The 16,464-nt window shown below is 51.9% G+C and carries 12 protein-coding genes; 4 read left to right on the plus strand and 8 right to left on the minus strand.

What is annotated here, in order from left to right; all coding sequences use genetic code 11:
* Positions 1–76 precede the first annotated feature (76 nt).
* A complete protein-coding gene (locus HZU75_RS08305) occupies positions 77–1,711 on the minus strand; it encodes an NAD(P)/FAD-dependent oxidoreductase (protein ID WP_180308653.1) in 1,635 nt (544 codons plus the stop codon).
* Positions 1,712–1,804: 93 nt separating this feature from the next.
* Entirely contained in the window at positions 1,805–3,094 is a 1,290-nt protein-coding gene (locus HZU75_RS08310; RefSeq protein WP_180308654.1) for a GGDEF domain-containing protein, read from the minus strand.
* A gap of 153 nt (positions 3,095–3,247) precedes the next feature.
* Here HZU75_RS08310 and aceK point away from each other — a divergent pair, with 153 nt between their 5' ends.
* Complete coding sequence (aceK, locus tag HZU75_RS08315) at positions 3,248–4,990, plus strand: bifunctional isocitrate dehydrogenase kinase/phosphatase (protein ID WP_180308655.1); 1,743 nt, start codon at positions 3,248–3,250, stop codon at positions 4,988–4,990.
* A gap of 163 nt (positions 4,991–5,153) precedes the next feature.
* A complete protein-coding gene (locus tag HZU75_RS08320) occupies positions 5,154–6,815 on the plus strand; it encodes an LTA synthase family protein (protein WP_180308656.1) in 1,662 nt (553 codons plus the stop codon).
* Here the strand turns inward: HZU75_RS08320 and HZU75_RS08325 are convergent.
* Genes HZU75_RS08325 through HZU75_RS08335 form a run of 3 tightly spaced genes read right to left on the minus strand, consistent with a single transcriptional unit; the run spans position 6,812 to position 9,318 of the window.
* Positions 6,812–7,744, minus strand: a complete 933-nt coding sequence (locus HZU75_RS08325; RefSeq protein WP_180308657.1) for a Dyp-type peroxidase — start codon at positions 7,742–7,744, stop codon at positions 6,812–6,814. The two genes, HZU75_RS08320 and HZU75_RS08325, sit on opposite strands and share 4 nt — an antisense overlap.
* A gap of 3 nt (positions 7,745–7,747) precedes the next feature.
* Positions 7,748–8,338 (minus strand): YqiA/YcfP family alpha/beta fold hydrolase, encoded by a 591-nt coding sequence (locus tag HZU75_RS08330; RefSeq protein WP_180308658.1) that lies wholly within the window; start codon positions 8,336–8,338, stop codon positions 7,748–7,750.
* On the minus strand, positions 8,335–9,318 hold the full coding sequence (locus HZU75_RS08335) for a quinone oxidoreductase family protein (RefSeq protein WP_180308659.1): 984 nt from the start codon (positions 9,316–9,318) through the stop codon (positions 8,335–8,337). Before HZU75_RS08335 ends, HZU75_RS08330 begins: the two co-directional genes overlap by 4 nt.
* Before the next feature lie 203 nt (positions 9,319–9,521).
* Here HZU75_RS08335 and pta point away from each other — a divergent pair, with 203 nt between their 5' ends.
* Positions 9,522–11,570, plus strand: coding sequence for a phosphate acetyltransferase (pta, locus tag HZU75_RS08340; protein ID WP_180308660.1), 2,049 nt, complete (start codon positions 9,522–9,524; stop codon positions 11,568–11,570).
* 296 nt (positions 11,571–11,866) lie between these two features.
* Entirely contained in the window at positions 11,867–13,480 is a 1,614-nt protein-coding gene (locus tag HZU75_RS08345) for a methyl-accepting chemotaxis protein (RefSeq protein WP_180308661.1), read from the plus strand.
* Between the two features lie 139 nt (positions 13,481–13,619).
* Here HZU75_RS08345 and HZU75_RS08350 read toward each other — a convergent pair whose 3' ends face one another.
* The 3 genes from HZU75_RS08350 to HZU75_RS08360 form a co-directional block, all read right to left on the minus strand.
* Positions 13,620–14,042, minus strand: a complete 423-nt coding sequence (locus tag HZU75_RS08350) for a hypothetical protein (RefSeq protein WP_180308662.1) — start codon at positions 14,040–14,042, stop codon at positions 13,620–13,622.
* A 105-nt stretch (positions 14,043–14,147) separates the two neighbouring features.
* The gene (locus tag HZU75_RS08355; RefSeq protein WP_180308663.1) at positions 14,148–14,516 is read right to left on the minus strand and encodes a hypothetical protein; all 369 of its coding nucleotides are present in this window, start codon (positions 14,514–14,516) and stop codon (positions 14,148–14,150) included.
* Positions 14,517–14,713: 197 nt separating this feature from the next.
* Positions 14,714–16,345 (minus strand): methyl-accepting chemotaxis protein, encoded by a 1,632-nt coding sequence (locus HZU75_RS08360; RefSeq protein ID WP_180308664.1) that lies wholly within the window; start codon positions 16,343–16,345, stop codon positions 14,714–14,716.
* Between the last annotated feature and the right edge of the window lie 119 nt (positions 16,346–16,464).

Genomic DNA, 16,464 nt, shown 5'->3' on the forward strand with positions numbered 1-16,464 from the left:
AATAAAAAATGGCGGGATATACCCGCCATTGTATTGTGTCTGACGCATTGCTCTGCAATGCTGTGGGGTTTATACCCTAGCTCAGCATATCCATCGCCAAGGCTTCGGCAACCTTGATGCCATCGACGCCCGCTGACAAAATTCCGCCCGCGTAGCCTGCGCCTTCACCGGCTGGATAAAGCCCGCGCACATTCAGCGATTGGCAATCGTCACCACGCGTGATGCGCAAGGGGGATGAAGTGCGCGTTTCTACGCCAGTCAGCACTGCGTCGTGCATATCGTAGCCACGGATTTTCTTGCCGAATTCAGGCAGCGCTTCGCGCATTGCGGTGATGGCGTAATCGGGCAGGGCGCTGGCCAGATCGGTCCAGTTCACGCCCGGTTTGTACGATGGCTCGACGCTGCCAACATCTTTCGATGCGCGGCCAGCCAAGAAATCCCCAACCAGCTGCGCAGGTGCATTGTAATTACCGCCGCCCAGTACATAAGCATGGCTTTCCAGTGCGCGCTGGAATTCGATCCCCGCCATAGCGCCGCCAGGGTAATCGTTTGGGTTGATGCTCACTACCATGCCGGAGTTGGCATTGCGCTCGTTGCGCGAGTATTGGCTCATGCCGTTGGTGACGACGCGGCCTTCTTCACTAGTGGCCGCCACCACCGTGCCGCCCGGACACATACAGAAGCTGTACACCGCACGGCCATTGGCGGCGTGATGAACGAGTTTGTAATCGGCGGCACCCAAAATAGGGTGCCCCGCGTATTTGCCCCAACGGGCTTTGTCGATCAAGGATTGTGGGTGCTCGATCCGGAAACCGACCGAGAACGGTTTGGCTTCCATAAACACGCCGCGCTCGTGCATCATCGCAAAGCTATCGCGCGCGCTGTGGCCGAGTGCAATTACCACATGTTCGCTGAGGATTTCACTGCTCGGATGGCCTTCAACGCCCAATTCGGTGACGCGTACGCCGCGAATTTGTTTGTTACCGTCGGGCGTATCTTCCAAAATCAAATCATCCACGCGCTGTTGAAAGCGAATCTCGCCGCCGAGCGATTCGATCTCGGCGCGCATTTTTTCGACCATGCCGACCAGTTTGAACGTACCGATGTGTGGCTTGGCGATGTAGAGGATTTCCTCCGGCGCGCCGGCTTTCACAAACTCGGTGAGCACTTTGCGGCCCAAATGGCGCGGGTCTTTAATCTGGCTATACAGCTTACCGTCGGAGAATGTCCCGGCACCGCCTTCACCAAATTGCACATTCGATTCGGGGTTGAGCGTGTTTTTGCGCCACAGACCCCAAGTATCCTGCGTGCGCTCGCGCACCTTCTTGCCGCGCTCTAACACGATCGGTTTGAAACCCATTTGTGCCAAAATCAGCGCCGCAAAGATGCCGCACGGGCCAAAGCCAACGACGATCGGGCGATGGCTCAGTTGGGCTGGCGCTTGGGTGACAAAGTGATAGTTGGTATCGGGCGTAGGCAGGACGTGGCTGTCGTCTTTAAACTTGGTGAGCAGCTTTTTCTCAAGACCACCAATATCCAAATCAATGATGTAAGCCAATTGCATCTGGCTTTTGCGTGCGTCAAAGCTGCGTTTGTAAACCAGATAAGACGCGATATCGGCCTCGGCAATCCCCAGATATTTGGCAATGGCGGTTTTAAGCTCTGCCTCGGTGTGATCGAGCGGCAGTTTGAGTTCGGTGATACGTAGCATGAAGGTTCCGTGGTTGGTGTTTATTCAACAAGCTGCGTATTGTAAGACTTTGGCGCCGCCTTGGGGAGCGTAAGCTGCTAAGCGCGCTGAGCGCTAAGGTTTGGCCAGCTCAACCCGGTTCCGGCCAGCTTTTTTGGCTGCATATAACGCCATATCAGCCGCTTCCATGGCTTTGCTAAACCCTTCGGGGCCAATCACGGCGACACCAAAGCTGGCGGTGAGCGTAGTTTTGGATGGCCAGCGACTTTCTTCAATGGTTTGCCGCAGGTTTTCGGCGATTTGCAGTGCTTGTTCCGGTTTGGTGTGCGGCAGGAATAAGACGAATTCTTCTCCGCCCCAGCGCACTACATAATCACCGTGCCGCACGTGGCTGCTGAGCGTTTTGGCAAATTTCATTAGGACTTCATCGCCTACGCCATGACCAAAGGTATCGTTGATTGCTTTGAAATGGTCAATATCGCAAATAATCATCGATAGGGGTGAGAACTCCGTGGCATTGGCCATTTCACGGGCAATGTCGTTGCGTATTCCAGAGCGATTGCGCACCTGCGTGAGCGGATCAAGCTTGGCCTGATCGGTGATACGTTGTTTTTCTTCTTTAAGTGACGCGTTGGCCACGACCAATTGCGACGCTTCGCTGCGAATCAAATTGAGCCGTTGGTGTAGTTGGTAGAGCATATTGATTAGCACGCCAATGGCCAGCACGCTCCACAAAACCAGAATGCCCATCAGCAGATCTTCGCGCCGAATCGTTTTGCCTTGAAACTCGATGTATTCCACATCAATCTGGTGCGAGCCCGCTTCCTTATTGCCACCTGTGGAAATAATCATCAGCGGCACATTACTTAGATCCACGCCGTAGTGATCCAGTGGAATATTTTTATCAGCCAGCCACCAAGAAGCGACGTTAAATTTATGCAATGGCAAGGATAAATCCACACCGTCTTCGACGATAAATTGGATCTCGTTCAGTTTCCAAGAAGTGCTTTCTTTGAGCGTACTGTAGGCAGGGTTGTAATTGCGTAGAAACAGCCGTACTCGATGTTTGCCTGGCCCTTTATAGCTTAGCTTCATGCGGATATTGTCAAAGCTGCGTAGATCGATGCCGTTGGGGGCTGGGCTGAGTAGAATACCGATTTCGCAATAAGGCCATTCGTATTTCTCGCTCATTTGGCAGTTCAGCTGCAGCGATTGCTCGGTTTTGCGCACCATTGCGATCGAGCCACCACCGTCAAAACGATCATCCGAAGTGCTAATTGGTAGGGTGGTGTTTACATCGATCAGTAGCGATTTATTCATGCCAAAGTGTTGCCAGATCAGTAGCGCGATACTGAGCACAAATAGGCCACTAACCAGCCCTGATAAGCCTATGCGAGCAGACATGGTGTCCCCACCCGAAGCAATATTTATATGCTGGCAGCAGATACCCTCAATTACAACTTTTTTCCCAGTTAAAAATGCCCAAGCATTTCATCGCAATGCAGCAAATTTACGTGTTCTGCCTACACTGGTAGAAACATCATTGCGAGAACCACTATGAATGCGCCGCTTGTCCAAAATGATCTGGAGCTTGGCCATGCCATCGCTCAAACCTTGCTGGAAGGCTTTAATCACCACTATGCCTTATTTCGTGAGGCGAGCCGGGCTGCGCAAACCAATTTTGAGGCCGCTAATATTCACGCCCAGCAAAACTTGGTGCGGGATCGGATCGCCTTTTACGATTTACGGGTCAAAGAATGTGTACAGCGGCTCAAAGATGATTTTAATGCGGAGTCCTTACCCGATAGTGTGTGGCAAAAGGTCAAGCAGCAATACATTGGCTTATTGGTCAATCACCATCAGATGGAGTTAGCCGAGACATTTTTTAACTCTGTCTGCTGCCGGATCCTGCATCGCACCTATTTTCACAACGATTTTATTTTTTACCGGCCAGCAGTCTCAACCGAGTACATCGAATCGGATGGCCCGGCGTTTCGAACCTACTATCCTAATGAAGCTGGTTTGGCTGCGACTGTAGCTCAGATCATTACTGATTTTGGGTTTACATTGCCATTTGTGAATTTGGCGCGTGATGTGCGGCGGGTGTTGGTGGCGTTGCGCCAGCATTTGGGTAAAACCCCTAAAGCCAAATTCAATAGCTACATTCAGGTGTTGGCATCGCCGTTTTATCGCAATAAAGCCGCATATCTGATCGGGCAAGCCACCTACGGGCGCAAGAAAATTCCTTTTACGCTACCGATCTGTCGCAATGAACACGGGCAGCTATTTATTGATGCGGCTTTATTTAAAGCCGCGCATATTCGGCATTTATTTTCGCTGTCACGTGCCTATTTTTTGGTCGATATGGAGGTGCCATCGGCGTATGTGCAGTTTCTGCACAATATGCTGCCCAACAAATCACGCGCTGAGTTGTACACCATGTTGGGCTTGGGTAAGCAGGGTAAAACCATGTTTTACCGCGAGCTATTTCATCATTTAAGACATTCGTCTGATCAATTTGTTTTTGCGCCCGGCACCAAAGGCATGGTGATGAGTGTATTCACGCTGCCTTCGTTCCCCTATGTGTTCAAAATTATTAAAGATGTATTTGCACCACCGAAAGAAGTCGATCACGCCACCGTACGAGCCAAATATTTGCTGGTGAAGCAACATGATCGGGTAGGGCGGATGGCCGATTCATTGGAATTTTCTGATGTGGCACTACCTCGGGCGCGTTTTGCCGAAGACGTATTGGCCGAATTGCGTGAGTTGGCTCCCAATGCGATCGAAGAAGATGGTGACAGCATTGTGATCCGGCATTTGTTTATTGAATGCCGCATGAAACCATTGAATTTATACATTCAAAACCGCCAAGGCGATGCGGTCGAAGCGGTGATCCGCGATTATGGTAATGCCTTGCGTGAGCTGGCGATTGCCAATATTTTCCCCGGCGATATGTTGTTCAAAAATTTTGGTGTGACGCACGCGGGCCGAGTGGTGTTTTATGATTACGACGAGATCGAGTACATGACGGATTGCGATTTTCGCCGTATCCCACCGCCGCCCTCACCCGAGTTTGAGATGAGTGGCGAGACTTGGTTTAGTGGCAATAAAAATGAAGTTTATCCGGAAGAGTTTGGCAATTTCCTCCTCACCCGGCCCGATGTCCGTTCGGCATTCAATCGTTATCATGCCGATTTACTAAGCCCGAAGTTTTGGCAAGACTGCAAAGCCAGAATCAAACAAGGCATAGTGGAAGACTTCTATCCCTATCCACAATCATTACGCTTCAAGCATTAACAAGCGGGTATCTTGTTGTAGGCTATTTTAGTGAGATCTTGTATGGCAATACGGTGTCAGGGTATGTGCGGCTAGCCTGTCCGCATATCAGCTCGGTATTTGTAGGGCTGCAGCACCATCATAAATCGTTCATAATCGCGGTTTTGCTTGAGTTCGTACGCGCGTGAAGTGGTCTAAGCCTTTGTTCGAACGATGGTTTCCCATCGTTGCGATCCCCTTATTGTTGATTGCCGGCCGCTATTTTGTAGATGGACACTGGAATATTCCGCGGCTTGGGTTTTCAGCGCTGCTGTTTTTCTTTTTTGCGATGCTGCTCAATCGCTGGGCTTCCGTCTGGGCGGCGTTGAGCCTCGAAGCCTTGTTGTATAACGTCAGCTATGTCAAAAATAAGGCGACTGGCGAGCCTTTATTAGGGCGTGATTTGCTGGAAGTCGGCCAAGGTTTGGCGCTAACGTCTTATATAGATATCGATATTATTTTGTGCGTGCTCGGCCTGATTTGCGCTATCGGGCTGGGTATTTGGTTTCGCCCGCGTTTTAAAGCCAAGCGCCTTGCTCCGGGTTTAATGTTGTGCGGCATTGTGGGTGTGCAATTTGATAGCACTGGCCAATACGCGGCGCAATCACAAGCGGTGCTCAGTAAAACCCTTAGCACCAATTATGTGTTTTATAACTTTCGCGAAAATGTACGCCAAAACGGTATTTTGGGGCATTTAGTTCTGAGTGCCGAAACCATGCATTTGCCAAAAAGTGGTGAGCATGATTTCTATAGCCGCCAGTTGCCACCGCTGGCACAGAGTAGTGATGCCGATATTGTCGTGGTGATGTGTGAATCGTGTTATTCCAGCGCAGACGACAAATTAGTTACCTCAATGAGCCAATTGAGCGCACAGGGCTTTGTGGCTGCGCGGGCGGTGAGCCCGGTATATGGTGGGGGCACTGCAGATGCCGAGTTTGAGGCGCTCACGGGCTTATCTTCGCTGGCGCTGCCAGGGATTGATTTTCAGAATTTCTCATCCCGTTACGATCAGCACAGCTCTACTTTGGTCAGTGAGTTGAAGCAGGCCGGCTATTTAACCACGGGGATGCATAACTACTTCGGCTCCTTTTATCATCGCGCGGATGTCTATCCTAAATTTGGTTTTGAGCAAACCCGCTTTGTCGACAAAATGGTCTGGAATCGCAAGGCGGGCTGGCCAAAAGATGCCGCGATGTACGATGTGGCGCTGGCGCAATATCGGGCTGCAGCCAAAAACCAGAAACAGATGATGTTTCTGGTGACGGTATCAACGCATGGCCCGTTTATTCCTAACGGGAGCGATAGCGGTATTGGGCAATATCAGCAGCGTCTGGCGCTGGCCATTGATGATTTACTTGCCTTTAGCCGAGGTTTGCAGCAAGCGGCCAAGCAGCGGAAACGCAATGTGATTTTGGTGGTGTTTGGTGACCATAAACCCGCCTTGAATGAAGAATTTGTACAGCGGCAGATTTTACCCAAATCGATGTTCGAATTAGATCAGCGCGGTACGCTGGCATTCAAAACCGAGCTTAGCGGCCCTGAGCAGCGTTTGCGGGGTGATGTGCCACTGTATGTATGGTCCAGCCACTCGGGGCAGTCGCAAGCAATCGCCGATGAGTTAGATCAGAAGCCGCTATTTTGCTTGCCTGCCAGCTTAGCGCGGCAGACTGGGCAAAATAGCCGCTTTTTTAATGCAGTTGCCGAGCGTTGTACCCGTAATGAAGACTTCTACACCAAAGGTCTGTGGTGGCGAAATGTCTTTCCCGAAGGTCTCTATGCCGAGCGGCTGTTTAGTTCGCCGATTTAAGCACCATCCCCGAGGCGTTTGAGCGCATCAACACTGGGTACAAAAAAAGCGGCACCCGTTACGGCGCGGCTATAGTTCAGCAGATGGTCAACTCGGCCATCTGCGGTAGGTGCCACCATCCGGGCCAGCATTTTTTCAAAAATATCGGGCGTTTTGCAGTAGGACGTAAAGTACAAACCTTTATCGCCGCTGGGTGAGCCATAGGGCAGGGATTGGCGCAAAATCTGCAGCTCTTCGCCGTCTTCTTCAATGACCACCCGACTAATGTGTGCGGTGAGTGGTTTGTCATCGTCAGCTAGCTCTTCATCGCTTTCTTTGGTGCGGCCAATCACCGCCTCCTGTTGTTTGACTGGCAGCTTGTTCCAGCTTTCCATGCGGTGTACATAGCGTTGAATGTGTAGATAGCTGCCACCAATCCAGGTCGGGTCTTCTGCGCCAACAAGGGCGACGCTGGCGCGCTCTGCCTGTTCTGGGTTTTCAGTGCCATCCACAAAACCCGTCAGGTCACGTTGGTCACGGTAGCGAAACCCATGAATGGTCTCGATCGCATCAAACCATTCTCCCATTGCCTGAGTGAATTGATCAGCACATTCGTACAGGACATCAAAGCGCTCAGCCCGTAAGTGCAAAATCATGTCGCATTGAGTGGCTGGTGCTGGATGGATAGCGCCAGCTATGCGCGGGAAAGCGCGTAATTTAGCGGGTTTATCCAAGCCATACAGCTCGGGCCACAAATCAGCGCCAAAACCTAGTGCCGCTACAAATTGGGCATCTGGGTTAGCGCTGGCTAGCTGGGCAACTTGCTCCGGCCATTGTGCCAGCCACTGCTTGCAAGCTTGATCGGCGCGGCGTCCGAGTCGGCGACGAAATAGCATAAACAAACCATTGCTGGAGGCGGCAGGCAAAATGCCACTCTGGGGTGTGGTCATATTTTATTTTCTCGCTAGAAAGTCAGTATGCTGATTCGCAAAGGCCCAAATGGCAGGTAGCCAGCGTTCAAAGCCAATAAAACTGTGATCGCCACCCGGCTCGATGGTTTGCAGGCATCCTTGGTAATAGTCTACCGCAGCCCGATAATCCAATACTTCATCGGCTGTTTGCGATAATAGCCAATAGCGTGCAACTTGCGTAGGTTGGCGCTCGAAAGCGCGCAAATCGTGCGCAAACGACGCATCAATCACGTGTATTTCACCGGTCTGATAGTTTTGTTGCGGGCCAAGGTATTGATTAATCAAGGCGTATGGCTGAACCGCGGGATTAATCAACACGGCTCGACCACCATATTCTTCCACCGCCCAGGTCGCAAAAAAGCCACCCAATGAGCTACCCACTACACAAAAATCACCCTGCAGCGGCTCAAGCAATTCACGCAGCAAAGCAATGGCAGCTTGCGGATGCATCGGGATCTGTGGGCAGATCAATTGTTCTGATAAGCCTTGCTCCGCCATCCAGCGGATAGTCTGCTGTGCTTTTTCGGAGAGCGGGCTGGAGAGAAATCCATGTAAATAGACGAGATGGGTCATGGGATCAGCACCGTAGCTCCGGTGGTTTTACGTGCAGCTAAGTCTCGGTGGGCTTGCGCCGCTTCGCTTAGGGCATAGCGCTGGCCGATTTCCGGTTTAACCAGACCCGCTTCGAGTGCGGCAAAATAATCATTGGCACAAGCCAATAAAGCCGCGCGGTTGCTGGTGTAATGCCCTAAGGTGGGACGGGTGACAAAGAGTGAGCCTTTGCTGGCCAAAAGACCTAAATTGAAGGCGTCCACTGCACCCGATGCGTTCCCAAAGCTCACCATCAAGCCACGTGGTGCCAGGCAATCGAGTGAAGGCAGGAACGTCGCCGCCCCAACGCCGTCATACACCACGGGTACTCCTTGCTGCTGGGTAATTTCACGCACTTGGGCAACCCAGTCCGTATTATTGTAGTCGAGCACCCAGTCGCACCACTGTTGCGCCAACGCCATTTTGCTTGAGCCGCCAACTGTGCCGATGACTTTCGCCCCTAGGCTTTGCGCCCATTGACATAAAATTTGCCCAACGCCACCCGCTGCGGCATGCACCAGAATGGTCTGCCCAGCTGCAACGGGGAAAGTCTGTTTCAATAAATACTGTGCTGTCATTCCGCGTAGCAAGGTTGCTGCAGCCATATTGTCGGGTATGGAGTCAGGAACTAGAACCAGCTTGCTCTCTGGCATGATACGGTGGGTGGTATACGCCCCAACCGTCCCGCCCGCATAAGCGACGCGATCACCAATTTTCAGGTCATTAACGCCAGCACCTAGCGTTTCGACAAGCCCGCAGGCTTCCATGCCTAGGCCACTGGGCAATGCCAGCGGGTACAAACCCGAGCGATGATAGGTATCGATAAAGTTTACGCCAATGGCCGTTTGGCGTAACAGCACCTCACCGCAGCCGGGAGATGGAATAGGGCCGAACTGCAGCTGCATTTGCTGCTCGTCCCCGTGTTGTTCGATGCAGATGTAAGTGGCTTGCGTTGCGGTCATGCGGTCGATTTCCAAGCAGAGTTCATTTGAGCATAGACATTTTGCCTAGCCCTGCCGAATGTGTCTGGTACATTGCCAAACAATGCCACGGTAATATTTCCATTCAGGCATTTTTCTCGGGGTTTTTAGAGTTTTGTCATGCTGCACTGCACGCAGATTGTTTATAGTAGCGGCATGTATGCTCAACGAAGTGGATATTAATCATGCAAACCTTTTTTATTGCGCCAACCCGACACAATGTGGGCCTGACCTCGGTGACATTGGGCGTGGTGCGCTGCCTGCAAAACCAGAGCTTGAAAGTAGGGTTTGTAAAACCGGTTGCCCAAGACCAGACCGCCAGTGAAATCGAGCGTTCTAGCCATTTTGCCCGCCGGATTTGCCAGCTGGATGTGCCTGATGCCTTGCCTGCCAATTATGCAATTGAGCAAGTATCTATTGATGAAACCGATGATTTGCTCGAAGAAATCGTCACCATGAGTATGACCGCTGGAGCTGGAGCGGATGTTTTGGTGGTCGAGGGCTTACACCCCGATCCAGCCAACCCGTTTACCACTCAGCTCAACACTCAAATGGCCTTGGGTTTACAAGCGACAGTAATTTTGGTGACCGATGCCAGCGCACGCAATGTGGCCGAAGAAGTCAAAGTAGCCGAGCGTCAATTTCGTAATGAAGGCGTACAAGTGGGGGGCGTGATTTTCAATAAAGCGCCCGTGAATTTCGACAGCGATGCAATGAAGGCTGCGATTGGCGATTTGCCAATCTGGGGCGTGATTGAGTTTGACCCGCATTTGCTGGCGCCGCGTACCATGGATGTGGCACTGCATTTGAATGCAGAAGTGGTAATTAAGGGCGAGTTGAGCAAACGCCGCGTTACCGAAACTGTGGTTGCCGCACGAGCTGTGCCTGAAGTAATTCGTCGTCTGCAACCGGGTGCCTTGATTGTGAGCTCGGGTGATCGTGATGATGTCATTCTGGCGACAGCACTGGCGGCCAGTAATGGCGTGCAACTGGCCGGTTTGGTGCTGACACACAATACCCATTTGAATGACACGGTGCGTGAATTCACCCAAATGGCATTCCACACTGGTTTGCCCGTGTTGCGTTCTGATGGTGATAGTTTTGGTACGGCGCTGGCGATTAGTCAGGTGCCAACCGCGGTGCCTGCTGATGACAAAGACCGCATGAGCCGCGTGATGAATGCGGTAGCCGAGCAATTGGATGTCGAAGGCTTAATGGTGGGGGTGAATACCAAAGGCGTACAGCATTTGAGCCCGCCAGCGTTCCGCTACCAACTGATTCAGAAAGCACGCTCGGCCAACAAGCGGATTGTGCTGCCCGAAGGCGAAGAACCACGCACCATTTGCGCGGCGATTGTCTGTGAAGAAAAAGGCATTGCCCAATGTATCTTGCTGGGTAATCGCGCCACGATTGAAGCCGTAGCGGCGACTCAAGGTGTGACGATTCCGCCTAGCTTGCAGATTATGGACCCCGAAGAAATCCGTGCGCGCTATGTGGCACCGATGGTTGAGTTGCGTAAATCAAAAGGTTTGACCGAGATCCAAGCATTGCGCCAGCTGGAAGATAACGTCGTACTTGGCACGATGATGCTGGCGATTGATGAGGTTGATGGTCTGGTATCGGGGGCGATCCACACCACCGCCAATACGATTCGTCCAGCCTTGCAGTTGATCAAAACCGCGCCGGGCAGCTCGATTGTATCGTCAGTATTCTTCATGCTGATGCCAGAGCAAGTGTTGGTGTACGGTGATTGTGCGGTGAATCCTAACCCGAGCGCCGAGCAATTGGCCGAAATCGCCGCGCAAAGTGCCTACTCTGCTAAGGCATTTGGTATTGACCCCAAAGTGGCGATGATCAGCTACTCAACCGGCCAATCTGGTACGGGTGCGGATGTCGATAAAGTGCGTACCGCCACTGAGATTGCCAAAGCCCGCAATCCACAACTCACGATCGACGGCCCATTGCAATACGATGCCGCGTCGGTGTTTGAAGTGGGTCAGCAAAAAGCGCCGGGTAGCCAAGTGGCCGGCCAAGCAACGGTGTTTGTATTCCCAGATTTGAATACCGGCAATACCACCTACAAGGCGGTGCAGCGCAGCGCTAACGTTGTGTCGGTTGGCCCGATGCTGCAAGGTTTGCGCAAACCGGTAAACGATTTGTCGCGTGGCGCATTGGTGGACGATATTGTGTTCACGATCGCCCTGACCGCAATTCAAGCGATGGAAATGGTGTAGGGTATTGCCATCCAGTCATTGTTATATGTTGTTGGTATGAATATACCCATATTGTTGGGCAAAAAGAGCAGGCGTTTAGCCTGCTCTTTTTTTGTTTTTCGCTCTTAAAATGCGTCTTCCGCCGTCAAAATCATTGCGCGTGCGCATCCTTTAATCCCATAAATAAATTAGGGTTTTAGTAGATTTTGCCGTTATTGCAGGCTAGATTTAGTCAGAAACGCTCAAAATTATCTGCTCTCATGAAAGCTAACTGGTAAGCACGTATTGCACCAACTCGGCCTGTGATGGAGTTCCAAATGAAAATTGCTCATAAAATGATGGCCTTAGTGGCCTTGGCAGCATTAGCCATTGTGCTGCTAACCGGGATTACTTATTACAAAACTAGCCATGTCAAACAGGAAGCGATTGGCATTACAGAAAGGGTGGTTCCCGGCTTAGTAGAAATGAGCGATATGCAGCGCAGCTTTGCACAGGCCCGCTATGCAGTGTTGTTTCATATTGTGCAGTCGGATGCCGCCGCCAAACAAAAGGTCGAGGCCGAGTTTCAAGCCTATGTGAAGTTGCTTGACGAGAGTGTGGCTAGCTCGGAAGCAGCGGCGCTAACGGATACCGACAAAGCAGACGTGGCAACCTTGAAGCAGGAAATCGATACGTGGCGGCCTTGGACTGCCAAAATTTTACAGGTGTCCGCTGCCAATGATGTGGCGCAGGCCGAGCAATTAATCCGCGAAAAATGCGCCCCACAAGCGGCCAAGGTGTACGCCGCGATGGCGCAGCTGGAAAAAGATAAACAACGCCTTTCTGATGAGGCAGGCGATAAAGTCACTGACGACATTCAGTCAACCATCAGTGCCAGTGTGATTGTTGGTGTATTGCTGCTGGCCGCGATTGGCGCGATTGGCTGGCTGGTGGGGCGCAGTGTGACGGTGCCATTAACCCAGCTACAAGATTTTCTGCATCGTTTGGCCAGCGATAACGATTTCACGCGGCGACTGGAAGCCAATAGCAATGATGAAGTGGGGGCTTCGCTAAAATCGTTAAACGAATTACTGGATACCTTGCAAACCAGTTTGCGCAAATTAAATCGGGTTGGTGGCGAGGTATCTAGCTCGGTAACAGGTTTGGCCAGTACCAGCCAGACCATGTCACAGGCTTCCAGTGGGGTGAGTTCATCGGCCTCGTCAATGGCCGCAGGGATTGAGCAAGTTACGGTGAGTATTGGTCATGTGGCCGATCGGGCGCAGGAATGTGATCACACCGCCCGTGAAGCTGGGCGTTTGGCCGCTACCGGTGGCGAGGTGATCGAAAGTACCATTGCCAGTATTAATCAAATTGCCGATCAAGTACGCACTTCTGCCACGCAAATTGCGTCGCTCAAAGATCGCACTGCCAATATCAACACCATTGTGAATGTGATTAAGGATATTGCCGATCAAACCAATCTGCTGGCGCTGAACGCCGCGATTGAAGCGGCGCGGGCTGGTGATTTAGGCCGTGGTTTTGCCGTAGTGGCCGATGAGGTGCGCAAGCTGGCTGAGCGCACCGCAAACTCGACACAGGAAATTATTAGCACTGTCAGCGCGATTCAAAATGAAGCCAATAATACCGTGCATACCATGCAGCACACGGTGCAGCAGGTGGATGAAGGCGTGCATCACGCCCATCAGGCCAGTGTGGCTATTGCGGATATTCGGCAAAGTGCCGATTCGGTGGTTCATCAGGTGAGCGAAATTTCGAATGCCATGCGTGAGCAAAGCTCTGCCAGTATGGTCTTGGCGCAGCAGGTTGAGCGCGTGGCACAGATGTCGGAAGAAAGCAGCTCAGCCGCCGCAAGCACCGCGCAGGAAAGTAACCGCTTGGGGTCGCTGGGCAAGGAGCTAGATCAAGCAATTGCGCTATACCGCGTTTGATAGTTTCTCGGGTATAGCTATGAAAGCCAGCATTTATTAGGGCTTGAATCAGATACCTAAATAAAAACGGCGCATTGCGCCGTTTTTATTTGCCAGTCTATATCCGAAGCCTGCGGCGGTGTTGCGGCTAATGAGCCGATTACGCAGTAATGCTGATTGAATTGCTTGCGGCTGGCCGGTTCGGCTCTGCTGTAGGTTTCGTTTCTGCTGGGCTGGCTTGCGCCTGCTGCTGCGCATAGGATGCAATCGCCGCAACGGTTTGGCGCTTTTGCAGGGTTTTTACCGTATCGACTGCTTGCTCAGCACTGGTGGCCTGGGTGTTACTGGTGTTGTCCGGGGTGCTAGTTTGCTGTGCGGCATTGTTGGCGCTGCGTTGGTAAGTTTCCAGCTGTTTTTGCGCTTGTTGCGAGATATACACCTGCTCGGCAACGGGCTTAACTTGCTCTAAGGTTTGCGTGCGCTGTTGCTGGGCTTGTTTTTGTAGCTCGGAAACATTTACCACAACCGCATTGCTGGCAGGGGCGCTGCTGGTGGTAAGACTACTACTGGAGTTGATGTTCATGATCATCTGCAACCGTAAGTGAGTGATTTAATCCTAGCATGGGTAGTCACTACGATTAAATCATTGATCAATATAGCTTTTATATTTTCCGATTAATGGCGCGTATTACGCCGCAATAGCGAGTCGGCTACCTGTGTTTTGCGCAGCTGGCTCTGGCTGATAGGCTGCTAAACGCTGGGCATTTCGCTGCTCGGTATTACTGCTGGTGAGTGCTGGCCTGGTATCGCGTTTCAGATTGCTCTGGGTAGTGCTAATGCTGGCGCGGGCAAAAACTTCAGCAATGGCTTGTTGTGCCATGGCGGCGGGTCGAGCTGAGTAGCTGGGCTGCTGCGTGGCCATGTGCTGCAATGTTTGCTGAATATCTTCACGCCATAAACCATGGCTATCACTACTGCTGGTTTGGCGCGATGAATTAGCCGTACTAGGGCGGCTGATATGGCTATAGCTCGCCGATTTGATTCGGGAGATGTGCATAACGGCCTCGTGCAGGATAATTTTAGATCGCTTTATCCTAACGCCGAGCTGGCGCGCAAAAAATTAACAAGTGCCTCATTCATCTGGTAATTTTCTACGGAACTTTAATGCACGGTGCCTATTTTTTATGCTGTTCGTGTTCATCATGAGCCGCGTGCTAGCCAAGTTAGCTTGACCAGCACGCGCGGATGGTTGGCTTAAACGCGGAAGCGTCCAACCGCAGTTTGCAATTGCGTGGCAAGTTCGGATAGCTGGGTGGCGGTATGCGCCAGATGCTGGACTGTGCCACCGTTTTCTTCGGCCATTTGCGATACTTGTTCCATCCGGGCTGCCAAATCCTGCCCTGCCAGTTTTTGCTCATTCAGCGAGTTACTAATCTGGCTCACCGCCGTTACCACGGCATCAGCATTGCCCTCGATTTCTTGCATTGCCATCGCGGCTGAATCCGAGCTCACCGTCGCTTGCTGCACGCTTTGCACACTTTGGTGCATAAATTCGTTCACGGTCGCGCTGCCTTGCTGGATTCGTCCGATCATGGCGCTAATTTCGTGCGCTGATTTGGTGGTGCGCTCGGCCAGCTTGCGGACTTCATCGGCCACTACTGCAAAACCGCGGCCGGTTTCGCCTGCGCGTGCCGCTTCGATGGCGGCATTGAGTGCCAGTAAATTGGTTTGATCGGCGACCTCGCGGATGATGGTTGCCATTTTACCGATCTCGCCCATTTCATTTTCCAGCCCAGCCATTTGGGTGGCTGATTGGCTGATATGTTCACCCACGGTATTCATCTGGCCCGAGGATTTAACTACAAATTTGCCGCCCAGCAAGGCTGTTTCACCTGCCGTGCGTGCTTGCTCGGCGGCATTTTCGGCGCTGTCTGCGACGTGATGAATACTCACGGTAAGCTGCTCCAGCGTTGCGGCCGCACCGCTGGTGGCTGCTGACTGGCTTTGTGCGCTGCTGGCAACTTCTTGTGCCGAATCAGCCAGCCCACGTGCCGCACGATTGACCTCTTGCGCATTTTGCTGAATCAGCGTGGTCATTTCATGCAGGCTGGCTCGCATTTGCTGCAATGCCTGCAACAGGCGGCTTGGTTCGTCGCTTCCACGAATTTGTTGCAACTCAGGGTTGGTGCGTAGATCGCCCTGCGCAATACGCTCAGCCTCGCGTAGCGCGTTACTGAGCGGATGGCTGATCGAGCGCGCGATCCAGGTGGCGGCAATCAGCCCCAGCACCGTGGCCAATACGCCGCTGGTGAGCATGAGCGTGCGGGTAAAAGTGAAGCTCTGCTGTGTTTCCACGCTGGTTTGGCGCATTTTATTTTTTTGCGAATCCATCATTGCTTGCACTTTGAGCTGGAAATTTTTATACGCGGGGTCGTATTCAGCCCGCATCAGCTCGGTGGCTTCGGCATCTTGATTGGCGCGTACCATCGCAAATAGTTTGTCATACAACGGAGCTAATGGCGCACGTGCTGTTTCAATCTCAGTCAGCAACGCTTTGCTTTCTGCACTGCTGCTATTTTCTTGCAGATACGCGATGCGCTTGGTGCTGTCGGCGCGCAGCTCGCCGATTTGGCGGATATTTTCTTCAATTTCGCCGCTATTTTGGTCCATTACCGCTTCACGCAATAACATGCCGATCAGCAAGGTGTTTTGGATAATGCCATTTTGCTGCTCGATCTTGGGTTGGCGATCCCCGATCAAGGTATCAATGTTTTGGCCAGTCTGATTGAGCTCCAATAGTGCAAAGCCAATTTGTAACGCCATCAGCAATAACAAAATACCACTGAGTATGAATAATTTGGTGCGGGTGGCTAGGTTCGACAGCATAAATCTTCCAGATGTGACTTGCAGTAAAGGGAGTTTGTTAAGATTTGATGACTTAGTAAATAAGTCACACTGTAAAGTTCATTGCTATCGATTGGTTTTATGATCAGCGTCAAAGTAGT

The sequence above is a fragment of the Chitinibacter fontanus genome, assembly GCF_013423785.1.
Lineage (GTDB): Bacteria > Pseudomonadota > Gammaproteobacteria > Burkholderiales > Chitinibacteraceae > Chitinibacter > Chitinibacter fontanus.